The following is an 18412-nucleotide window of genomic DNA, read 5'->3' as shown; positions in this document are numbered from 1 at the left end:
GACCGGCACAGGGTCGGGGGCGCGCCCTCGTTCTGCTGTGCTCCTACTGCTCGGCGCGCTGCGCGAACCGGTGGTGCAACTCCTTGATCGCGGGCACCAGTTCGTCGACCGGGCCCTCCACGGTGACGCCCGGCGCGATCTCCTGGGCGGGCAGCGGATTGACCGGGCCCAGCGGCCGGCCCCAGCGCGTCAGCCACTCGGACAGCTGGGCCGAGGAGGCGACGTACACGATCCGGCCGAGCCCGGCCCAGGCGTGCGCGGCCGAGCACATCGGGCAGTGCTCACCGGAGGTGTAGACCGTGGACCCGGCGCGCTCCTCGGGGGACAGGTGCTCGGCCGCCCAGCGGGCCAGCTCGAACTCGGGGTGCCGGGTGGAGTCACCGCCCGCGATCCGGTTGCGGTCCTCGGACCGGACCTTCCCCGACCCGTCCACCAGCACCGAGCCGAACGGCTCGTCCCCGGCGTCGAGCGCTTCCTCCGCCAGCTCCACACACCGGCGCAGATGCGCCAGTTCCCGCTCGTCCATCACGGCCCCTTCCAGTCCGTAGGTCCCCAGGGAACCCGGTTTTGGTATTCCATTCACGTCCCCTCATGATCGTACGGCGATGACGACCGCGACGAGTACGGAGAAGGCGGCGAGGACGGACCACACGGTGCGGGTCAGCGCGCGGGCGCGGCGCTCGGTCGATTCGCGGACGGACCAGGGCTGGGGGACGGTGCGGGCCGACTCGTCGTCGAGGAGCGCGGCGAGGTCGGGGGAACCGAGCGCGTCGAGCACCGCGCGGGCGTTGCGCAGGCGGCCGTGGGTGGCGGCCGTCCCCGCCTCGGTCTCGGCGGCGGTCTCGGAGGGGCTCAGGCCCAGTCCGTCGCAGAGCAGCACGGCGCGGCGCTGGGCCGGCGGCAGCGTCAGCAGGGCACGGGGTCCGGGATCCCGCGGCGGTGCGGGCAGCGGGCGGCCGGGGACCCGGCGCAACTGGTGCCAGGGGGACAGGGCGTAGGTGTGGGACTCGGCCCGGACCCAGCCGACCGGGTCGGTGTCCCGGGCGACCTCCGGCCAGCGCTCCCACGCCCTGCGGAACGCGTACTCGACGGACTCGAAGGCGAGGCGGCGGCTGCCCGTGAGGAGGTGGGTCTGACGGATCAGGCCCGGGGCCGCGTAGACGTACAGGGCGTCGAAGGCGGCCTCCGGCGTGGGCGGATGGATGGTGAGGGGGGTTGATTCGACGGGGGTGCGGGTGGTGCCGGTGCCGGTGCCGGTGCCTGTGCCGGTGCCGGTGTCTGGGCGGGTGCAGGTGCCCGTGTCCGTGTCCGTGCCGGGGCCGGTGGCGCTGCCGGTGCGTTGGGTGGGGATGACCGTGTCGAGGGTGAGGGCGCGGAGGAGTATCGCCCGGGTGTCGCCGGCGGGGGTGCGCCGTCGGGGACGTGTCTCGTCGTCGGCCGTGGGCCGTGGGCCCGTCCCGCGCTGCTTCTCGCGGACCTGGTGGGGCGGCGGGGTGAGGGTGGGCCGGGGAGAGCGCATCGGTGGGGACGTCCTAGGAGTGCTGGGAGGCGGTGTCGGCCGGGAGGGGGCCGTGGGACGGGCGGGGGTGGGGGACGAAGAGGGGGTCGGGGACGGGGCGCGCGGACGTGCCCGATTCGAGCTCGGCGATCAGATGCAGGAGCGCCGTGTGGCCCGGGCCCGTGGGGTGGCCGGGTGGTGCGGCGCCCGCGTCGAGGGCGCGGCGGGCCCGGTGCCAGGCGCGCCCCGGGCGGCCGTGGGCCGCGTCGACGCGGGCCCGGGCGTAGTTCGCGAGGAGGTTCGCCCAGGCGTCGTCGCGCACTCCGGGCCAGGACACGGCGCGGCGCGCGGCGCGCAGGGCCGCCCGCGGACTGTGCTCGGCCTGGACCAGGGCCAGCGCGGACAGGCTGACGGCCGGGGACGGGCCGCCGGGCACGTACGCGGGGATCAGCTCGGCCGCGTCCGCGAAGTGCGCCGCGGCCGCGCGGGCGTCGCCCTGACGCAGCGCCAGCATCCCCTCGACATGGGCGACGCGGCCGAGCGTGACGTCGTCGCCGGACAGCACCGCGCCCGGCCAGGCCGCGGCGAGGAAGGCGCGGGCGGCCGCCGGGTCGGTGTCGACGGCGAGCCACGCGGCGAGCCAGGTGCCGCGCACCGCCGAGGGGCGCGTGGGCTCGCACAGCGGCAGGAGCCGGGCGAGCAGGTCGAGGCCGGTCGCGGCGTGCCCGTGGGCGAGCCACCAGAACCAGACGGAGACGATGGTGTCGAGCGCGGCGTCGGTGTGCTCGGGGTCCGGATGCTCCAGGGCGTGGTGCGCGGTGGCCAGCAGATCGTCCTGCTCGTCGCGCACGAGACGCACCGCGCCGAGCTGGTCGCCGGAGTCCCAGCAGCGCCCGGCGTGCGCGGCCATCTGCTGGAAGTGCTGGGTGCGCCGGGACGCGGCCACCGGGTACTCGCCCGCCTCGGTCAGCCGGGAGGCACCGAACTCGCGCGCGGCGCGCGTCATCCGGTAGCGGGGCCGGCGCACCCCGCCCGGGTCGCCGGTCGCCCGGAGCACGCCGAGCGCGGTCAGCTGGGTGAGGCAGGAGGGGATCACCTGGGCGTCGATGCCGCCGCCCGAGGCCACCGCGACGGCACTGGCCTCGGTGAAGGAGCCGGTGAAGACGCTGGAGCGGGCCCACACGACGCGCAGGGCCCGCTCGCACAGCTGGTAACTGGCGCCGACCGCGTCGCGCACCGACTGGTGGCGGCGCAGCGCGGGGTAGGAGCTGGTGAGCCAGCCCTGGCCCTGGCGCAGCCGCGCGGCGAGGTCGTCGAGGCTGTAGCGGTCGAGCTGGTCGGCGGCGAGTTCGATGGCGAGCGGGACGCCCTCGACGAGCCGGCACACCTCCTCGACGCGCGCCGACTCCGGGTCCCGGGCGAGGAGTTCCTCCGCGCTGTCGCGGGCCCGCTCGACGAAGAGGCGGACCGCGGGGGCCGGACCGGTGGCGCCCGCGGGCACGTCGACGGGCAGCGCGGAGAGCCGCAGCACCTGTTCCTCGCCGAGGCCTAGGGGCCGCCGCGCGGTCACCAGGACCCGGAGCCCGGGTACGGCCATGAGCAGTTGCTGCACGAGGCGGGTGCACTCGGCCTGGACGGGGTCGACGTCGTCGAGGAGCAGCAGGGTCCGCTCGGCGCCGCACAGGGCGGCCAGGTCCGCCGGTCGCGGGTCCGTGCCCGGGGCGGCGCCGAGCGCCGCGGCGGCGGCCTCGGCGAGCGAGGCGGGACCGGTCACGTCGGCGTCCCAGCGGACCCGGACGATCCGGCGCCAGGGCGGGGCGTCCCAGGAGCCGAGGGTGCAGTCCGCGAGCCGGCTCTTGCCGATCCCGGCGAACCCGGTGACGGTGACCAGCCGGTGGGCGCCGAGCAGATGCCGCAGCGCCGCGCTCTCGTGGGACCGGCCGATGAGCCCTCCGGACTCCCGCGGGTCCGGCGCTGGCCGCGACGTCGCGCCGCCGGCACGTAGCCTCACGTTGAACTCCCCGTTCTTCTGTTGCCGTCCGGGCGACCCCGGTCTCCGCACTGGTGCGGCACGCTGTGCAGAACCGTCACTGCAAGCGGTGCCACGGCAACCTCAACGCGATCCGTGCGCTGTCGGTAGCGCCGGAGCCGCCCGGTTCACACGCTGAGACGAATCCTCGAACCCGCGTCCTGCTCACGCGGCGTCGCGCGTGCCGTCCGTCACCGGCACCTCGGCGATGAGAAGGGCGACGTCGTCCGCGACCCCGGGACCGCTCAGCCCCTCCAGGAGCCGGGTGCAGACCTCGTCGAGGGAGCCCTGCGGCTCGCTCAGCAGCCGCAGCAACTGCTCCAGCCGGTCGTCGATCGGATCGCCCCGCGTCTCCACCAGCCCGTCGGTGTACAGGACGAGCCGGTCGCCGGGCCCGAGCGCGATCTCGGTCGTGCTGTAGTGCACGCCCCCGACCCCGAGCGGCGCCCCGGACGGCAGCGGCACCAGCCGCGGCGGCCCGCCCCGCGGGATCAGCACCGGCGGCATGTGCCCCGCGTTGGCGATCCGGCACACGTGCCGGTACGGGTCGTACACCGCGTACACGCACGTCGCGATGTGCGTCTCCAGGTCGAACGCCGTGCGGTCGAGCCGGTGCAGGATCTCCGCCGGATGCAGCGCGAGATCCGCGTAGGCCTGTGTCGCGGTGCGCAGCCGGCCCATCGCCGCCGCCGCGTCGATGCCGTGCCCCATCACGTCGCCCACCACCAGCGCGGTACGGCCGCCGTCCAGCGGGAGCACGTCGTACCAGTCGCCGCCGACCTGCGAGGAGGACTGCGCGGGCTGGTAGCGGCACGCCACGTCGAGACCGTGCAGCGGCGGCAGCGGTCCCGGCAGCAGACTGCGCTGCAGCGTCTCGGCGGCCGTGCGCACGCTCTGGTGCCAGCGCGCGTTGTCGACGGCGATCGCCGTCCGCGCCGCCAGCTCACCGGCGAGCAGCAGATCGTCCTCGTCGAACGCGACCGGATTGCGGGCCCGTACGAGGTCGACGACCCCGAGCACCTGGTTGTGCGCGATCAGCGGCACCGCGAGGTACGAGTGCACGCCCGCCTCGGCGAGCAGCTGCGCCGCCTCCGGGTTGCGCGCGATGTGCGCCAGGTCCGCCGGGCCCGTGTGCGTCACCATGATCGGCCGGCCGGTCGTCGCGCACCGCGTGATCAGCCGCTCGGCCCGGTACGCGGCGAGGCTGCCGATGCGGTCCGCCGCCGCGGCCACCTGGTTCGGGTACGCGGACGCGAAGCCCAGCGCGCGGAACCGGCGCGGCCCCTCGCCCTCCTCCCCGCGCCGCAGCTCCAGCGCCGCGTCGAGGATGTCCACCGCGGCGATGTCGGCGAGCCCCGGCACCAGCACGTCGGCCAGCTCCTGCGCCGTCTTCTCGACCTCCAGCGTCGTGCCGATCCGGGTGGACGCCTCGGCCAGCAGCGCGAGGCGGCGCCGGCCGCGCTCGGCCTCGGCCGCCGCGCGATGCCGCTCGGTGATGTCGACGACCGAGTTCGCCACGCCCAGGATCTGCCCGTTCGCCCCTTCGAGCCGGTAGTACGAGACCGACCAGGCGTGGTCCTCGTCCGGAGCCGCCGCCGTGCGGCCCACCACGTGCCGGTCCATCACCGGGACGCCGGTCTCCAGGACCCGGCGCAGCGTGCTCTCGATCTCGTCGACGTCGAGGGAGGTGAGCAGATCACGCGGATGGCGCCCGATGTGGTCCGAGGCCGGCCGGCCGTTGATGCGCTCGAGAGCCGGGTTGACCAGGACGTAGCGCAGATCGTGGTCGAGGAGCGCGAGCCCGACGGGGGACTGGGAGACGAGCTGGTCCGAGAGCGCGAGCGCGGCCTCCAGCTCCTTGAGCTGCGACTGGTCGGCGGCCATCCCCAGCGCGTAGACGGCCCCCTCGTCGTCCTCCAGACGCATGTTGCGGAACTCCACGAGGCGGCGGGTGCCGTCGCGGCGCACCACGGGGAAGGCGCCCGCCCAGGGCGTGCCCGTGGCCATCACCTGCGCGAACAGCCCGTTGACCAGGTCGTGGTCCTTGTCGCTCACGAGCAGCGACGCCGCGTACTGGCCGAGCGCCTCCTCCGCCGAGTAGCCGAACACGTCCTCGGCCTGCGGGCTCCACAGCACGATGCGGCCCCGGTCGTCGAGCACGACGGCGCACACGCCCAGCAGGTCGAGCAGGACGCCCGCGGGCATGATCACGGAGGGATCCGCGCCCCGGGCGGGGCGTGCGGGATCCGTAACGCCGTCGCCCATGTGTGCGGCCTCCCTCCGTGCGGCATCTCCCATGCTCCCCCCGCCCGGCGCCGCGCACGACCCGGCCGACGCATCTCGTGCGGGGCCGCCGGGGCGCGGTTATGGTGGCCGGGCGGTGCAACGGAGAGTCACATGAGACCTGCGGAGAAGCCGGAGATCAGCCTCGAGGAACGCCTGCGCCTCAACGACGTGGGCAGCTTCGACTGGGACCTGGAGGACGGGGCGCTCAGCCTCGACGACAACTGCCTCGCCGTCGTGGACCTGACCCGCGCCGAGTTCGGCGGCACGGTCGCGTCCCTGGGCGGCCGGATCGTCCCGGCCGAGGCCGTGCGCATCACCTCGGCCGTGAACGCGGCGGTCGAGTCGGGCTCCGACGCCTACGGGATCTACTTCCACACCCGGATGCGCGACGGCACGATGCGGCTCAGCCACGCCTCCGGCCGCGTGCTGCGCAACGGCGACGGCCGCGCCGTACGCGTCGTCGGACTGCTGCGGGCCGCCGTCCACGAGCCGACCGAACTGGCCGGGCTGGACCACGAGGGCGACCGGCGCAGCCGCGTGGCCCTCATGGTCCAGGGCACGACCGAGGCACTGTCCCGGGCCGTCACCGTCGACGACGTCGTGGCCGTGCTCTCCGGCGCGGGCGGCCTCGACCGGTTCGCCGCGGACGGGCTCGTCCTCGGCCTCGTCGAGGGCGAGGACCTCAAACTCATCGCGCTCGTCGGCCAGTCGATGCAGGCCCTCGACGAGCTCAAGCTGCAGAACATCGACGACTCCGTCCCGCTCGCCGACGCGGTCGTGCACCGCCGGCCGCTGTTCGTCGAGCGGCTCCCCGAGATCGCGCACCGCTTCACCCGGCTGCGCCCCTACATCGACGAACACCGGCTCGACTCCGCCGCGTTCCTGCCGCTCGTCGCCCAGGACCGCGCCATCGGCGGCCTCGCCCTCTTCTACCGGGGCCGCAAGGAGTTCACCGACTCCGACCGCAACCTCTGCGTCGGCCTGTCCGGCATCGTCGCCCAGTCCCTGCAGCGGGCCATCCTCTTCGACGAGGAACGCGACCTGGCCAAGAGCCTGCAGTCCACCATGCTGCCCAAGGACATCCCGCAGGTCCCCGACACCGAGGTGGCCGTGCGCTACCACGCGGCCTGGGGCGGGCGCGCCGTCGGCGGCGACTTCTACGACGTGGTCGTGCTGCCCCGGGGCCGCATCGGCCTCGTCGTCGGCGACGTCCAGGGCCACGACACCCACGCCGCCGCCATCATGGGCCAGCTGCGCATCGCGCTGCGCGCCTTCGCCGGCGAGGGGCACCCGCCCTCCACCGTGCTCTCCCGCGCCTCCCGCTTCCTCGCCGAACTGGACACGGAACGCTTCGCGACCTGCACCTATGCCCAGTTCGACCCGGCCACCGGCATCGTCCGCGCGGTCCGCGCCGGACACCTGCCGCCGCTCGTGCGCCATGTCGACGGACGGGTCGGCATCCCCCGGCTGCCCGGCGGACTCCCGCTGGGCCTCGCCACCGAGTTCGCCCTCGAGGACTTCCCCGAGACCCGCCTCGACCTCGTGCCCGGCGAGACCCTGGTCCTGTGCACCGACGGGCTCGTCGAGGAACCGGGGCTCGACCTCGACGCCGGCATGGGCGCGCTGTCCACCGCCCTGAGCTCGGGCCCCGAGCACGCCGAGGACATCGCCGACCACCTCTCGCGCAGTCTGTGGGAGACCTGGGGGAGCGGTGACGACATCGCCCTCCTCGTGCTGCGCCGCGTCCCCGACCCCGGCACACCCAAGGCGCCCCGCATCCACCGCTACGTCCACCAGGCGGACCCGGAGGGCCTGGCCGACGCCCGGCAGGCGCTGCGCGAGCACCTCACGGCCTGGGGTCTGGGCGAGGTCGCCGACGACGTCGAGGTCGCCGCCGGTGAACTGCTCGTCAACGCGCTCGTGCACACCGAGGGCGGCGCCATCCTCACCCTCGAAGTGCTCCCGGAGACACCCCGGCACGTACGGCTGTGGGTGAAGGACCGCTCCAGTGCCCGCCCGCACCGCCGCTCGCCGGGGGAGACGGCCACCTCCGGGCGGGGCCTGATGCTCGTCGAGGCGCTCGCCTCGCGCTGGGGCGTGGAGCCGCGTGGCGAGGGCAAGGCGGTGTGGTGCGACTTCGAGGCACCGGACGGCTGAGCGGCGCTCGCACGGGCCGGGGCCCGGGCTAACCGGTGCACTGCGAGGTCCGGCGCCTCGCGACCTGGACGCCGGTGCGTTCGGTCGCGTACTCCACCGACAGCGTGATCCGGGCGCCGAGGCCGCTCGCGTACCGGGACACCGTGTCGAGGTCGAGGATCTCGCCGCTCTCGATCTGCGCCGCCCACAGCCGGGACAGGCCCGCCGCCGCTGCGGCGTGCGCCAGCGGCACGCCCTGTTCCTGGCGCATCTCGCGCAGCCGCAGACCGAGGAGGTGGGCCTGCTGGGTGCGGCTGTTCAGCGGCACGACCACGTCCTCGGTGCGCGGTCCGGGCACGGGGGCCTCGGGCGCGCTCGCTCGGGCGCTCGCGCCGACGGTGCGGGTCCGGGCGACGAAGCGGCGCAGCACCTCGGTGTCGAAGCGGAGCGCGGCGAGCCCGTCCGGCGAGGCGAACTCGATGACGGTGTGGTCCCGGCCGTGCGGCAGCACCCGGACGTTGCCGTGCCGGGCGGGCGACTCGAGCCCGTCCGCCAGCAGGGCCCGGGCGACCGTCCAGACCGCCGCCCGGCCGTCGAGGGTGACGTGCGGCGGGAAGGCCAGCCGGACGACCTCCGGGTCGGCCGAGGTGTGGCGCAGCGTGACCGGGGTCGCGTACTCCTGGCCGTCCGAGGTGAACAGACGGGCTCCGATGGGCGTTTCCAGGGAGACGTGCATGAGGGGGCTCCGATGTGGGTGCGGCGTCGGCCGGGTGTGACCGTCGGGGTGTGAGAGCACTCCTGTGGCCTGGCATTACGCCGGTTTCCTCATCGGATTATGTGACCTGCATCACATCGGCTGATGCGTGGCGCCGGACCGGGCCCGGCGAAAGAGGGGAAGAATGGTCGGGTGCTCACTGTCCTCGTCCTGGCCTCGATCGCGCGGGCGCCCCGCCTGATCGCGCAGGCCGAGAGCGTGTCCGAGGTGCATGTGCTGTCCCACACCCACGACAGCACCCTCGCGCTCGCGCGGGCCAGGATCCTGCTGCCCGACGTGTTCGTGATCGACCTGAGCGCCGTGTTCGCACCCGACTCGGCGACCGTCGTCCACCAGGCCCGGCAGGTGCGGCCCCCGTGCACGGTCGTCGTGCACGCGGACGACCACGTGATCGGGGTCATCGCCCCCGACGCGGCCGTCGCCCCCGCCTCCACGGACGTCCAGGGCGGTCTCGACGACACCCTGCGCAGACTGAACGGCGCGCCCGGCCGCGCGCGCCGCGGGCGCCGCGGGGGGGCGCCGCGGTCGCCGCCCGCCCCCGCACCGGGGGCCCGCGTGGGCCCAGGCGGCCGGCGTAGCCCCGAACACGGTGCGCACCTCCAGCTGCCGTACGACGAGGTCCGTCGGGTCGAGGCCGTCCGCGCCCGGCGCCGGGATCCCGGTGAGCACGAGCCGTCCGCCGCGCCGCGGCAGCGAGGCCGCGGTCCGGGCGGCCGAGGCGGACCCGGCCGCCTCGACGACGACGTCGCGGTCGTCCGGCAGCCGCTCGTCGCACAGCCGGAAGTCCGTCGCCCCGAACTCCCTAGCCAGGACCTCCCGTTCACGGTCGAGACCGACGACGAGGAGGTCCGAGGGCGAGCCGGCCGCGAGGATCTGCACGGCCAGCAGCCCGAGCGTCCCCGCCCCCACGACGGCGACGCGCGCGCCCGGCGGCGCGGCGGCCTTGAGCGCGGCGGCGGCGACGCACGCCGCCGGTTCCAGGAGGGCCGCGGCGGTCAGGTCGGCGTCGTCGGGCAGGACGTGCAGCAGCCGGGCCGGCAGCGTCAGCGTCGCGGCCATCGCCCCGGGCCGGGTGAAGCCCGTCTCCTCGTACCCGGCGGTGCACAGCGTCGTGTCACCGGCGTGGCACCGCTCGCAGACCTGACAGTTGCGGAAGCCCTCGCCGACGGTCTTGCGGCCCACGAGCGCGACCGGCACCCCCTCGCCCACGGCCTCCACGACCCCGGACCACTCATGCCCCGGCGTCACCGGGTAACGCACGTACGGGGCGGGCCGGTTGCCCTGGAAGAGCTCCCGGTCGCTGCCGCACACGCCCACCGCGTGCACCCGCACCCGCGCCTCCCCGGGCCCGGGCGCGGCGGGCGCGTGCGGGGCGAGGCGGTGGCGGCCCGGCTCCTCGACGACGACGGCGTGGCTCACGCGCTCCCCTTCGGGTCGCGCTTCTCCCAGCCCTCGGCCCACAGGTCGAACCGGGCCTGCTGCTGCGGGAACTCGGCCGCCGCGTCGACGTCGAGCTCCACACCGAGCCCGGGTGCGTGCGACAGCTCGAAGCAGCCGTCCACGACCTCCGGCGCGCCCTTGACGACGTGCTTGATCCCGGCGTCCGCGAAGTCGTTGAAGTGCTCCAGGATCTTGAAGTTCGGTGAGCTGAAGCCCACTTGGAGCGAGGTGGCGGTCAGCACCGGGCCGCCCACGTTGTGCGGCGCGACCAGCATGTAGTGGGTCTCGGCGGTGGCGGCCAGCTTCCGGGTCTCCCAGATGCCGCCGATGTGGCCGACGTCGGGCTGCAGGATGTCCGCCGCCTGACTCTCGAACAGCTCGCGGAACTCGATCCGGTCGTGGATCCGCTCGCCCGTCGCCACCGGGATGTCCACCTTGGCCGCGACCTTCTCCAGCGCCTTCAGGTTCTCCGGCGGCACCGGCTCCTCCAGCCAGGCCGGAGCGAAGGGCGCGAGCTCCTTCGCGAGCCGGATCGCGGTCGCGGGGGAGAAGCGGCCGTGCATCTCCAGCATCAGCTCGGCGTCGGGGCCGATGGCGTCCCGCACGGCCTCGATGAGCGACACCGCGTACAGGGACTCCTCGTGGCCCAGCTCGAAGTGCCCGGTCCCGAACGGGTCGATCTTCAGGGCCCGGTAGCCGCGCTCCATGACGCGCTTCGCCGCGTCGTGGTACGCCTCGGGCGTCCGCTCCGTCGTGTACCAGCCGTTCGCGTAGGCCTTCACGCGGTCGGTGACCTTGCCGCCGAGCAGCTGCCAGACGGGGACGCCGAGCGCCTTGCCCTTGATGTCCCAGCAGGCCATCTCGATCACGGCGATGCCCGACATCACGATCTCGCCGGCCCGCCCGTAGTCCCCGTACTTCATCCGGCGCACGAGGTCCTCGATCGCGAACGGGTCGGAGCCCAGGATGTGGTTGGCCTGAGCCTCCTTCAGATAGCCGACCAGCGCGTCCGTGCGGCCCAGCATCCGGGTCTCGCCGACACCCGTGACGCCCTCGTCGGTGTGCACCTGGACATAGGTCAGGTTCCGCCACGGCGTGCCGACCACATGCGTGCTGATTCCCGTGATGCGCAAGGCGATTGCCCCCAGTGATGTTCGATATTTCGTCACGCGTTCGAAATCGTGGCGAGACAGTAAGGACGGCCCTGTGGGGGTGTCAATGGGTCTGCGTGGATCGACTCACGACGGAAGGGCGTGTTCCGCACAGAAGATTCACAGTGTCGTCGTCCTGCCTCACCGCGTGGCGCCTAGCCTCCCTACGTCATGGACTACTGCCACCCCTGCCGACGCCACCTCAACGGCGCTGTGACCTGCCCCGGTTGCGGCACACCCGCCGAGGCCGTGCGCGCCTACGCCGAGGCGCTCGCCGCGGAGGAGGCGGTCGAGGAGACCGCGCCGGAGCCCGAGGACGCGCCGGTCCGCCCGCGCGGCCGGCGGCGCCGGTCCTCCCGGGCCCGGACCCAGCGGCGCAGGCGCCGTCGCGTGCTGCTCGTGGCGGCGGGCCTCGCCCTCGCGGCGGGCGGACTCGGCGTCGCCGAGCTCTCCGAGTCCGATGCGCCGGCCGGCAACCAGGCCGCCCCCGACGTCACGGGCGCGGACGAGACCGGCGCCGCCGCGACGCCCTCCGCCGAGCCGAGCCAGGGTTCGACGCCGCCCGCCTCGTACACCGGCAGCCCGACGGCCTCCGCGTCCCCGAGCGCGACCCGCGACGCCGCCGACGCCGAGAAGTCCCCGTCGAAGGAGCCGGAGAAGAAGGAGAGCCGGAGCCCGGACGGCGCGGACACCCCCGCCGCGAGCACACCGCCGGACCGCCCCTCGACCTCCCGGCCCACGACGAGCGCCCCGCGCCCCACCTCCCCGCCGCCCGCCCCGGCCCCGGCGCCGACGGAGACCTGCGACCGCTTCCTGTGGTGGTGCACCTGACGGCTGCCGCCGCACCTGGGCGAGCCAGTCGCCAGGCCGCGCGTCCGGCGGCTCAGGCGGTGCCGGTCATCCGCCGCAGCATGTCCCGGAACACGAGCCGCTCCTCGTGCGACAGCCCGGCCAGCGGCTCCCGGGCGAAGTCCAGCGAGTCCCGCAGGCTCCGCGCGACCCGCACGCCCTCCTCGGTCGGCGCGGCCACCTTCACCCGCCGGTCCCCGGGCGAGGGCCGCCGCTCCACCAGGCCCCGGGTCTCCAGCCGGTCCACGATCCCCGTGATGTTCGACGGCTCGCACTTCAGGCGCTGGGCGATCTGCCGCATCGGCAGCGGGTCGAGCGAGAGCAGCCCGAGGACCCGCGCCTGCGCCCCCGTGAGGCGGTGCCGCGCGGCGGCCTCCTCGTACTCCTGGTGGTAGCGCGCGACGACGGCTCCGATCAGCTCGACGACTTCGAGCGTGAGGGGGTCGGTGCGGCGCGAACGGGTGGCGGTCATGCCGTCCAGGGTACCCAGATACTTGACATTCTGAAATATTCAGACGCATGGTTGTTTCAGGTAGTGAAACATTCGGAGCAACCGTCCGAGCCGTACCCCAGCCGCGAAGGATCAGCGCATGTCCGCCGACACCCCTCAGATTCCCGCCACCGGCCGCGAGTGGGCCCTGATCAGCCGCCCGGTCGGCTGGCCGAAGCCCGAGGACTTCGAGCTGCGCTTGGCCCCCGTCGAGGCGCCCGCCGCCGGCCAGGTCCTGGTCAAGAACCTGTACCTGTCGGTCGACCCGTACATGCGCGGCCGGATGAGCGCCGCGAAGTCGTACGTCGCCCCGTACGAGCTGGGCAAGGCCATGCAGGGCGGCGCGGTCGGCGTCGTCATCGCCTCGAACGACGAGGGCGTCGCGGTCGGCGACCACGTCCTGCACTTCTTCGGCTGGCGCGAGTACGCGACCTTCGACGCCAAGCAGGCCGTCAAGGTCGACCCGGACGCCGCGCCCCTGTCCACCTACCTCGGCGTCCTCGGCATGACCGGCCTCACCGCCTACGCGGGCCTGCTGCGCACCCTCTCGTTCAAGGAGGGCGACAGCGTCTTCGTGTCCGGCGCGGCGGGCGCGGTCGGCAGCCAGGTCGGCCAGATCGCCAAGCTCAAGGGCGCCTCGCGCGTCATCGGCTCGGCCGGCTCGGACGAGAAGGTCAAGCTGCTCCTGGAGGAGTACGGCTTCGACGCGGCCTTCAACTACAAGACGGGCGAGGTCCACACCCTCCTGAAGGAGGCGGCCCCCGACGGCATCGACACCTACTTCGACAACGTCGGCGGTGACCACCTGGAGGCCGCCATCGGCCGTCTGAACCGCGACGGCCGCATCGCCATCTGCGGCGCGATCTCCGTCTACAACACCACGGAGCCGGCCCCGGGCCCCCGCAACCTCGCGCGCCTGATCCAGACCCGCGGCCGCATCGAGGGCTTCCTCGTCGGCGACCACTACGACCTGCAGCCTCAGTTCGTTCAGGAGGTCGGCGCCTGGATCCGCTCCGGTGAGCTCAAGTACCGCGAGACCTTCGTCGACGGCATCGAGAACAACCTGGAGGCGTTCATGGGCGTCCTCCGCGGCGACAACACCGGCAAGATGATCGTCAAGCTCTGACATCCACCGCTTCCGGTACGCACTGTGGCCCCCGTCTGTGACGGGGGCCACTTTCGTTCTGCGCGCCATTCGCTACTCTCTTTCCGTAATACGGATCTGACTTTCCGCTTAATGGATTGATTGAGGGAGTACGGGCATGGCCATCACGCAGTCCGACGTCGTCTACACCGCCGTAGCCACCGCCGAGAACGGCCGCGACGGCCGCGTCGCCACCGACGACGGCAAGCTCGACGTCGTCGTGAACCCGCCGAAGGAGCAGGGCGGCTCGGGCGAGGGCACCAACCCGGAGCAGCTCTTCGCCGCCGGCTACAGCGCCTGCTTCCAGGGCGCCCTCGCCGTCGTCGCCCGCCAGGAGAACGCCGACGTCTCCGGCTCGACCGTCACCGCCCACGTCGGCATCGGCAAGAACGACGAGGGCTTCGGCATCATCGTCGACATCAAGGCGTCGATCCCGAACGTGGACGCGGCCACCGCCAAGGACCTCGTCGAGAAGGCCCACCAGGTCTGCCCGTACTCCAAGGCGACCCGCGGCAACATCACGGTCACGCTCTCCGTCTGAGCCTGACAGGCCCGCAGAGGCCGCCGGACCCGTCCCGTAAGGTGTGCGCCATGCGTGATCTCGGGGCGGGCTTCGGCTATCTGATGAAGGGGCAACGATGGGTTGCCCAGCACGGCAAGCAGTATGGCTGGAGCCTGCTGCCCGGTCTGATCACCCTGGTCCTGTACGCGGCCGCGCTGGTCTGCCTCGCCGTCTGGGGCACCGACTTCGTCGGGTGGGCCACCCCGTTCGCCGACGACTGGTCCTCGCCGTGGCTCGGCCTCTTCCGGGGCTTCCTCACCGTCGTCCTCTTCGCCCTCGCGCTGCTCCTGTCGGTACTGACCTTCACCGCGGTCACGCTCCTGATCGGCCAGCCCTTCTACGAGTCCCTGTCCGAGCAGGTCGACATCGCCGAGGGCGGCCACGCCCCCGAGTCCGGCCTGCCGCTCTGGCGCGAGCTGTGGATCTCGGCGCGCGACAGCCTCCGCGTCCTGCTCCGCGCCGGCCTGTGGGGCGTCCTCCTCTTCGCCTGCGGCTTCCTCCCCTTCGTCGGCCAGACGGTCGTCCCCGTCATCGGCTTCTTCGTCACGGGCTTCTTCCTCACGGAGGAACTGACGGCGGTGGCCCTCCAGCGCCGCGAGGTCCAACTCCGCGACCGCCTCGCCCTGTTGCGCTCCCGCAAGTCCCTGGTCTGGGGCTTCGGCACGCCCTTGGCGGTGGCCTTCCTGGTCCCGTTCGTGGCGGTCTTCCTGATGCCGGGCGCCGTCGCCGGGGCCACCCTGATGGTCCGGGACCTCGAGTCCCCGCCCGACGACGACGCCGCCTCGGGCGTGCGCCCGGCCACGCCGCACCCGCACCCCGCGCCGAACCCCTACACGGCGGACGGCACCCCGCGATGAAGACCGCGAACCTCGCCGTCCTGTTCGCCGTCGAGCTGATCGCCCTCGGCGCGGTGGGCGCCTACGGCTTCACCCGCGACGTCTCCACCGCGCTGGCCTGGCTCTACGGCCTCCTGGGCCTGGCCGTGATGATCACCACCTGGTCCCTCTTCGGCTCCCCGAAGGCCCGCTGGAAGACCCGCGGCGCCGCACGCGTCGCCTTCGAGCTGGCCTGGTTCGGCGCCGGAGTCGCCGCCCTCGCCCTGTCCGGCGCCTACGTCTGGGCCGCCCTGTTCGCCGCCGTCTGCGCCGTGAGCAAGGCCCTGGCCGCCGCCTGGGAGCAGTAGGCGGAGGATCAGGCGTCGGTGCCGAACGTGTACACCGTCCGCGACCGGAACACCTCGCCGGGCCGCAGCACCGTGGACGGGAACTCCGGCCGGTTGGGCGAGTCCGGGAAGTGCTGGGTCTCCAGCGCGATCCCGGCGCCCGGCTCGAACGGCAGCGCCGGGTCGAAGTGATCGGCCGTGTAGAGCTGCAGCCCCGGCTCGGTCGTCGCGACGCCCAGCGTCCGCCCCGACACCGGGTCGTGCAGCCCGGCCACCTCCACCGCCCGGGCCGTGACGCCCTTGTCCAGCACGTAGTTGTGGTCGTACCCGGGCCCGGCCGTCCGCGGGGCGCGGAAGTCGAAGCGGGTCCCGGTCACGTCGAGCAGCTCACCGGTCGGCACCAGATCACCGTCCGCCACGGTCACCCGCCCGCCGTCGATCCGCACCGCGTGCCCGGCCGCGCTCCCCGCCTTCCCGTCCGTGCCGCCCAGGTTCCAGTACGTGTGATTGGTCAGGTTCACCACCGTCGGGGCGTCGGTGACCGCCTCGTACGTGATGCCCAACGCCCCGCCCGCCTCCAGCGCGTACGTCGCCGACACCTCCAGACGGCCCGGGAAACCCTCCTCGCCGTCCGGTGACACCCGGCTCAGCCGCACCGCGTACGGACCGGCCTGCTCCGCCGCCCACACGTGTCGGTCGAAGCCGCGCTCACCGCCGTGCAGCGCGTTCGGCCCGTTGTTCCGCGCGAGCGGGTACGTGTGCCCGTCGAGCGTGAAGCGGCCCTGGGCGATCCGGTTCGCGTAGCGGCCGACCAGCGCCCCGAAGTACGGCCCCGTGTGCCTCAGATAGCCGTCGAGATCAGCGAACCCGAGCACCACGTCGGCCCGCGCGCCCGTCCGGTCGGGCGTCTCGACCGATTGCACGATCCCGCCGTACGTCAGGACGCGCACCCGCACCCCGTCCCGTTCGAGCGTCCAGCGATGGACATCGGACGAGAGAAGTTCATCGGTGTCGGAAAGTGTGCCGAAAAGTTCGCTGCGCATGACCGGGACCCTACGCCGGGCCCCGCCGGCTCACGCCCCGGGTTCCCGCACCGGCTCCCTCGACGTCACCCCGCGGTACGCGAGCGCCGCGAGCCGCGCCTGCCCGTCCCGGCTCGGATGGAACCAGTCCCAGTGGCTCAACTGCCGCTGCCCGAACCGGTAGTCGAAGACCGCGCCGCCGTCGTACCGGCACCGCTCGTCCTGCGCGCACACGTCCTCGAGCACCTTGTTGTACGCGATCACGCGCTCCTGCACCCGGTCCCGCCGGGCCCCCGCGACCGCGTCCAGGGCGTCCGGATCGGCCAGCATCGACGAACAGATCCCGAGCTTCCACACCTGCTTGCCCAGATCGCTGGCGCGGCCCTCGGACCACAGCCGCTTCAGGTCCGGCACGCTCATCACGTAGACCTGCGCCTTCGGCGCCGCCTCGCGCAGCCGCCGCAGCGACTTCTCGAAGTCCTCCCGGAACGTGCTGACCGGCGTCATCGACGTGGCGGTCGGCCGGCACGCGTCGTTGGACCCCGCCATCACCGTCACCAGCTCCGGGGTGCGGGCCCCGGCCCGCGCCATCTGCGCCGGCAGGTCCTCCATCCGGGCGCCGGTGCGCGCGTAGTTCCAACTGTGCGTCTGCGCGCGGCTCGTGCCCAGCAGCCGTACCGCGAGACTGCGTACCTGCGCGTCCGAACCCGTCGCCCACGACACCTCGGGGCAGTCCGACAGGACGCTGCACGCGTCGAAGCCGCGCGTGATCGAGTCGCCCACCGCGGCGACCGACTCCGGGCTCGTGTCCCAGGCCGGCGTGGGGGAGGGGGACGGCGAGGGCGAGGAACGGGTGCCGCGCGCGCCCTGCGAGGTGTCGGCCGTGCCCGAACAGGCCGTCAGCGCCGAGAGACCGAGGACGCCCGCCACCACACCGGCCACCGCCCGGTGACTCCGCGCCCGCATCCGTGGTCCTCTCCGTCAATCGCCGTCGTCAAGCTTCGTCCGCCGTGCGCACACCCTGCCGCCCCGTCTGACGCCGTACGCGGGGCCGGGGTTGCGCCCCGCCGGGTGAAAGGTCGGAGTTTGTGCGCCCCGGGACCGACAGTACGACACACTCCTTGCACCGCTCCGCGATAGCCTCGCCCCGGGGTCCCGGGTCGACCCGGTGAGATCTCGCTGTACCGGTTCCGCTAAATTACAACACGTTAAATTTGTCCCTTTTTGTCGGAGTCTTTTCGATCCGGTCGACACGGGAGGTCCCGGTGACGACACGTGGAGTTCTCTACGTGCACTCCGCGCCACGCGCGCTGTGCCCGCATGTCGAGTGGGCGGTCGCGGGCGTGCTCGGTGCGCGCGTCAGTCTCGACTGGATCAGACAGCCCGCGGCGCCCGGCACCTGGAGATCGGAGTTCTCCTGGCGGGGCGAGGCCGGCACCGCCGCCCAACTCGCCTCCGCACTGCGCGGCTGGCAGCTGCTGCGCTTCGAGGTCACGGCCGAGCCCTGCGCGGCGGCCGAGGGCGAGCGCTACAGTGCCACACCCGAACTCGGCATCTTCCACGCCGTCACCGGTGTGCACGGCGACATCCTGATCCCGGAGGACCGTCTGCGCGCCGCCCTGACCCGCTCCCAGCGCGGCGAGACCGACCTGGAGTCCGAGGTCGCCCGCCTCCTCGGCAAGCCCTGGGACGACGAACTGGAACCCTTCCGCTACGCGGGCGAGGGCGCACCCGTGCGCTGGCTCCACCAGGTCGTGTAGCGCGCCGGGGATGACGAAGGGGGCCGGCCCGGGGGGGAACCCCCGGGGCCCCACCCCCGCGGGTCGGCGGGCCCCCGGCGCCGCGCGGGCCCGCCCCGCTCTGGGCGG

16 protein-coding genes and 1 pseudogene are annotated in these 18412 nt (G+C 73.7%); 7 read left to right on the top strand and 10 right to left on the bottom strand.

Translation table 11 applies throughout. The features are described from left to right. Positions 1-43: 43 nt before the first annotated feature. The 4 genes from ACFW9D_RS26725 to ACFW9D_RS26710 form a co-directional block, all read right to left on the bottom strand. Positions 44-526, bottom strand: coding sequence for a nucleoside deaminase (locus tag ACFW9D_RS26725; RefSeq protein WP_384625695.1), 483 nt, complete (start codon positions 524-526; stop codon positions 44-46). A gap of 63 nt (positions 527-589) precedes the next feature. Then, positions 590-1519 carry an RNA polymerase subunit sigma-70 gene (locus tag ACFW9D_RS26720; RefSeq protein ID WP_384625692.1) on the bottom strand — a complete coding sequence of 310 codons (930 nt, stop codon included), beginning with the start codon at positions 1517-1519 and terminating at the stop codon, positions 590-592. Positions 1520-1532: 13 nt separating this feature from the next. Further along, the gene (locus tag ACFW9D_RS26715; protein ID WP_384625689.1) at positions 1533-3509 is read right to left on the bottom strand and encodes an ATP-binding protein; all 1977 of its coding nucleotides are present in this window, start codon (positions 3507-3509) and stop codon (positions 1533-1535) included. 183 nt (positions 3510-3692) lie between these two features. Next, positions 3693-5792 carry a SpoIIE family protein phosphatase gene (locus ACFW9D_RS26710; RefSeq protein ID WP_188340600.1) on the bottom strand — a complete coding sequence of 700 codons (2100 nt, stop codon included), beginning with the start codon at positions 5790-5792 and terminating at the stop codon, positions 3693-3695. 132 nt (positions 5793-5924) lie between these two features. Between ACFW9D_RS26710 and ACFW9D_RS26705 the strand changes: the two genes are divergently transcribed. Beyond that, positions 5925-7970: a SpoIIE family protein phosphatase gene (locus ACFW9D_RS26705; protein WP_384625684.1), complete on the top strand. Its 2046-nt coding sequence runs from the start codon at positions 5925-5927 to the stop codon at positions 7968-7970. Positions 7971-7998: 28 nt separating this feature from the next. On the opposite strand, the gene ACFW9D_RS26700 is transcribed toward ACFW9D_RS26705, so the two are convergent. From ACFW9D_RS26700 to ACFW9D_RS26690, 3 genes and pseudogenes are all read right to left on the bottom strand, one after another. After that, positions 7999-8685 carry an SsgA family sporulation/cell division regulator gene (locus ACFW9D_RS26700; protein WP_384625681.1) on the bottom strand — a complete coding sequence of 229 codons (687 nt, stop codon included), beginning with the start codon at positions 8683-8685 and terminating at the stop codon, positions 7999-8001. Positions 8686-9255: 570 nt separating this feature from the next. Further along, positions 9256-10143: pseudogene (locus tag ACFW9D_RS26695) on the bottom strand (zinc-binding dehydrogenase); the annotation flags it as partial. After that, positions 10140-11297, bottom strand: a complete 1158-nt coding sequence (locus ACFW9D_RS26690) for a mandelate racemase/muconate lactonizing enzyme family protein (RefSeq protein ID WP_384625678.1) — start codon at positions 11295-11297, stop codon at positions 10140-10142. The gene ACFW9D_RS26690 and the pseudogene ACFW9D_RS26695, both read right to left, overlap by 4 nt. Before the next feature lie 189 nt (positions 11298-11486). On the opposite strand from ACFW9D_RS26690, the gene ACFW9D_RS26685 reads away from it, so the two are divergent. Further along, entirely contained in the window at positions 11487-12146 is a 660-nt protein-coding gene (locus ACFW9D_RS26685) for a hypothetical protein (RefSeq protein ID WP_384625675.1), read from the top strand. 52 nt (positions 12147-12198) lie between these two features. On the opposite strand, the gene ACFW9D_RS26680 is transcribed toward ACFW9D_RS26685, so the two are convergent. After that, positions 12199-12636 carry a MarR family winged helix-turn-helix transcriptional regulator gene (locus tag ACFW9D_RS26680; protein ID WP_188339120.1) on the bottom strand — a complete coding sequence of 146 codons (438 nt, stop codon included), beginning with the start codon at positions 12634-12636 and terminating at the stop codon, positions 12199-12201. A gap of 118 nt (positions 12637-12754) precedes the next feature. Here ACFW9D_RS26680 and ACFW9D_RS26675 point away from each other — a divergent pair, with 118 nt between their 5' ends. From ACFW9D_RS26675 to ACFW9D_RS26660, 4 genes are all read left to right on the top strand, one after another. Further along, the gene (locus ACFW9D_RS26675; RefSeq protein WP_384625672.1) at positions 12755-13780 is read left to right on the top strand and encodes an NADP-dependent oxidoreductase; all 1026 of its coding nucleotides are present in this window, start codon (positions 12755-12757) and stop codon (positions 13778-13780) included. Positions 13781-13916: 136 nt separating this feature from the next. Beyond that, positions 13917-14339 (top strand): organic hydroperoxide resistance protein, encoded by a 423-nt coding sequence (locus ACFW9D_RS26670; RefSeq protein ID WP_188339122.1) that lies wholly within the window; start codon positions 13917-13919, stop codon positions 14337-14339. 50 nt (positions 14340-14389) lie between these two features. Beyond that, on the top strand, positions 14390-15217 hold the full coding sequence (locus ACFW9D_RS26665; protein WP_384625668.1) for an EI24 domain-containing protein: 828 nt from the start codon (positions 14390-14392) through the stop codon (positions 15215-15217). Then, entirely contained in the window at positions 15214-15543 is a 330-nt protein-coding gene (locus ACFW9D_RS26660; RefSeq protein ID WP_188339124.1) for a YrdB family protein, read from the top strand. Before ACFW9D_RS26665 ends, ACFW9D_RS26660 begins: the two co-directional genes overlap by 4 nt. Positions 15544-15551: 8 nt before the next feature. Here ACFW9D_RS26660 and ACFW9D_RS26655 read toward each other — a convergent pair whose 3' ends face one another. Beyond that, positions 15552-16565 (bottom strand): aldose epimerase family protein, encoded by a 1014-nt coding sequence (locus ACFW9D_RS26655; protein WP_384625664.1) that lies wholly within the window; start codon positions 16563-16565, stop codon positions 15552-15554. Between the two features lie 30 nt (positions 16566-16595). Continuing rightward, positions 16596-17510, bottom strand: coding sequence for an SGNH/GDSL hydrolase family protein (locus ACFW9D_RS26650; protein WP_188339126.1), 915 nt, complete (start codon positions 17508-17510; stop codon positions 16596-16598). 299 nt (positions 17511-17809) lie between these two features. Between ACFW9D_RS26650 and ACFW9D_RS26645 the strand changes: the two genes are divergently transcribed. Further along, positions 17810-18304: a DUF3145 domain-containing protein gene (locus ACFW9D_RS26645; RefSeq protein WP_188339127.1), complete on the top strand. Its 495-nt coding sequence runs from the start codon at positions 17810-17812 to the stop codon at positions 18302-18304. Positions 18305-18412 lie beyond the last annotated feature (108 nt).

This window comes from Streptomyces sp. NPDC059524, assembly GCF_042749255.1.
Taxonomy (GTDB): Bacteria; Actinomycetota; Actinomycetes; order Streptomycetales; family Streptomycetaceae; genus Streptomyces; species Streptomyces xanthii.
The sequence above is the reverse complement of the archived record's forward strand: the minus strand, read 5'-3'. Positions and strand labels throughout refer to the sequence as shown.